Origin of the sequence: Pseudoroseomonas cervicalis ATCC 49957 (genome assembly GCF_000164635.1) — a bacterium.
Classification (GTDB): domain Bacteria; phylum Pseudomonadota; class Alphaproteobacteria; order Acetobacterales; family Acetobacteraceae; genus Pseudoroseomonas; species Pseudoroseomonas cervicalis.
This window is the reverse complement of sequence record NZ_GG770963.1, coordinates 1-2,116: the sequence shown is the minus strand read 5'-3', so window position 1 is coordinate 2,116 and position 2,116 is coordinate 1. Positions and strand designations below refer to the sequence as shown.

The 2,116-nt window shown below is 74.7% G+C and carries 3 protein-coding genes; 2 read left to right on the top strand and 1 reads right to left on the bottom strand.

The genetic code is table 11. From position 1 onward, the window contains the following. On the top strand, positions 1 to 767 hold a 767-nt coding region (locus tag HMPREF0731_RS20800), incomplete at its 5' end, for a carboxylesterase family protein (protein ID WP_007006206.1). A 116-nt stretch (positions 768 to 883) separates the two neighbouring features. Here the strand turns inward: HMPREF0731_RS20800 and HMPREF0731_RS20795 are convergent. Continuing rightward, positions 884 to 1,141 (bottom strand): hypothetical protein, encoded by a 258-nt coding sequence (locus tag HMPREF0731_RS20795; RefSeq protein WP_007006205.1) that lies wholly within the window; start codon positions 1,139 to 1,141, stop codon positions 884 to 886. Between the two features lie 181 nt (positions 1,142 to 1,322). Here HMPREF0731_RS20795 and HMPREF0731_RS20790 point away from each other — a divergent pair, with 181 nt between their 5' ends. After that, on the top strand, positions 1,323 to 2,084 hold the full coding sequence (locus HMPREF0731_RS20790; protein WP_007006204.1) for a DUF1194 domain-containing protein: 762 nt from the start codon (positions 1,323 to 1,325) through the stop codon (positions 2,082 to 2,084). Positions 2,085 to 2,116: the final 32 nt, after the last annotated feature.

Below are 2,116 nucleotides of genomic sequence, written 5' to 3'. Positions count from 1 at the left end.
CCGTCACCGGCCAGCCCGCCCTGGCGCGCGGCATGATGGGCCAGGGCAGCTGGGGCGCGGTGGCGGGCGACGCGGTGCTGCCGCTGCCCCCTGCCGAGGCCATTGCCCAGGGCCGCGTCCACCGCCTGCCCGTGCTGCTCGGCTACAATGCGGAGGAGGGCCGGCTGTTCGGCGCGCTCTACCGGCTGACCGGGGAGCTGTTCAGCGAGGACAGCCATCGCCGCGCCGTGGCCCGGCTGTTCGGCCCGCTGGCGCCACGGGCTATCGCCGCTTATCCGCCGGGGCTGGAGGAGAATGCGGCGCTGAGCTTCTCCCGTCTGGTGACCGATGCCGTCTTCGCCTGCCCGACCCTGGCGCTGGCCGGGGCGCTGGCGCGGCTGCTGCCGGTGCGCGCCTATCTGTTTGATGACGCGGCGGCACCGTCACGCCTGCCGGCGCTGCCCTGGCTGCCGCCCCTCGGTGCCTACCACGCCGCCGAGATCGCCTATGTGCTCGGCACCGGCTGGGCGCTGGCCGATCCGGCGGCGATGGACCCGGCGCAGCGCGCGCTGTCGCGCGCCATGCAGCGCGGCTGGAGCCGCTTCGCCGCCAGCGGCGACCCCGATGCGCCGCGCGCCGGGGAGACGGACGGCCCGGCCCTGCCCGCCTGGCCGGCCTGGCAACCGGGCCAGGCCCAGGTGATGCGGCTGCGCCCCGCCGGCAGCGCGCTGGTCGCCCCGCCGGCCTCCGCGCATCGCTGCGCGGAGTGGGCCGGCGCGGGCTTCTGAGCGCGGCGGCGGCCTAGAGCAGGCCGCGATCAGGCTGCTGGGCCTGATCGCGTGAAGATGCCTTCAGAACAATCCTCCAGGGCGTTCTGCGCGAGCCAGTGCGCCCGGAAGGTGCTCTAGAGGGCCGCCCGCATCCGGGCCGGCGGCGCCCCCGGCGGGTCGCCCAGCGGCGGGATGTCCGGCGCGTCCGGGGTCGGCTGGCCGGGGCCGGGCGGCTCCTGGATCGGCGGCTCCGGCAGGTCGGGGCCGGGCGTCTCGGGCGCCGGGGGCGGCACCGGGCTCGGCGGATCACTGGGCGGGATCGGTGTCTGCGACCACAGGATGGTGCCGATCGGGATCAGGCGCGCCGCGCCGCGGGGGGACAGGTTGGGCATGGAGTTCTCCCTTGCTGCCAGGAGAAAGGCCCGGGCTGTGCCCCGGTTGCCACAGAGCCGCCAAAATCTCGCCCGAGGCACCGGGGCGCGCATTCTCTGGTGGCAGTTTTGTTGCGACGCACAATAATGTCGGTTGAGTGACGGAGGAAGTCCAAGGCAACGCCCGCCCCCTGGAGGACGCATGCGCCGCCGCCACTTTCTCCGCCTTGCCCCGGCCGGGTTGCTGGCCGCCCCCGCCCTGATCCGCAGCCCCCGCGCCCGTGCCGCCGAGCTGGAGCCGGTCGATGTCGAGCTGGTGCTCGCCGTCGATGTCAGCCGCTCCGTCGACCCGGAGGAGCAGGAGCTGCAATTCAACGGCTATGCCCAGGCCTTCCGCGACCCGCGCCTGGCGGAGGGCATCGCGCGCGGCGCCATCGGCGCCATCGCCGTCAGCTTCTTCACCTGGTCGGACTGGAACATCCAGGAGCTGCTGGTGCCCTGGATGCGCGTGGACGGCCTGGCCAGCGCAGCGCGCCTCGCCGCCGCCATCGACGCGGCGCCGCGGCGGACGCATCTCTACACCTCGATCTCGGGCGCCATCGACTATGCCGCCGGGCTGTTCGGCCAGGGCTATGAGGGCACCCGCCAGGTGGTCGACATCTCCGGCGACGGGGTGAACAATTCCGGCCGGCCTTTGGCCCAGGCGCGGGAGGAGGCGCTGCGGCGCGGCATCATCCTCAACGGGCTGGCGGTGCTGGACAAGACGCCGCCGCCGGCGCAGTTCGCCGCGCTGAACCCGCCGCTCGACGAATACTATCGCGACCAGGTGATCGGCGGCCCCGGCGCCTTCCTGATGGTGGCCGAGGGCTTCGGCGCCTTCGAGAACGCGGTGCGCCGCAAGATCATCCGCGAGATCGCGCTGAACCCGCCGCCCGGCCCCCTGGTCGAGCGCGCCTACGCCTGAGGCCGCCGGCCGCGCCGCGGCCCCGGCCGGGG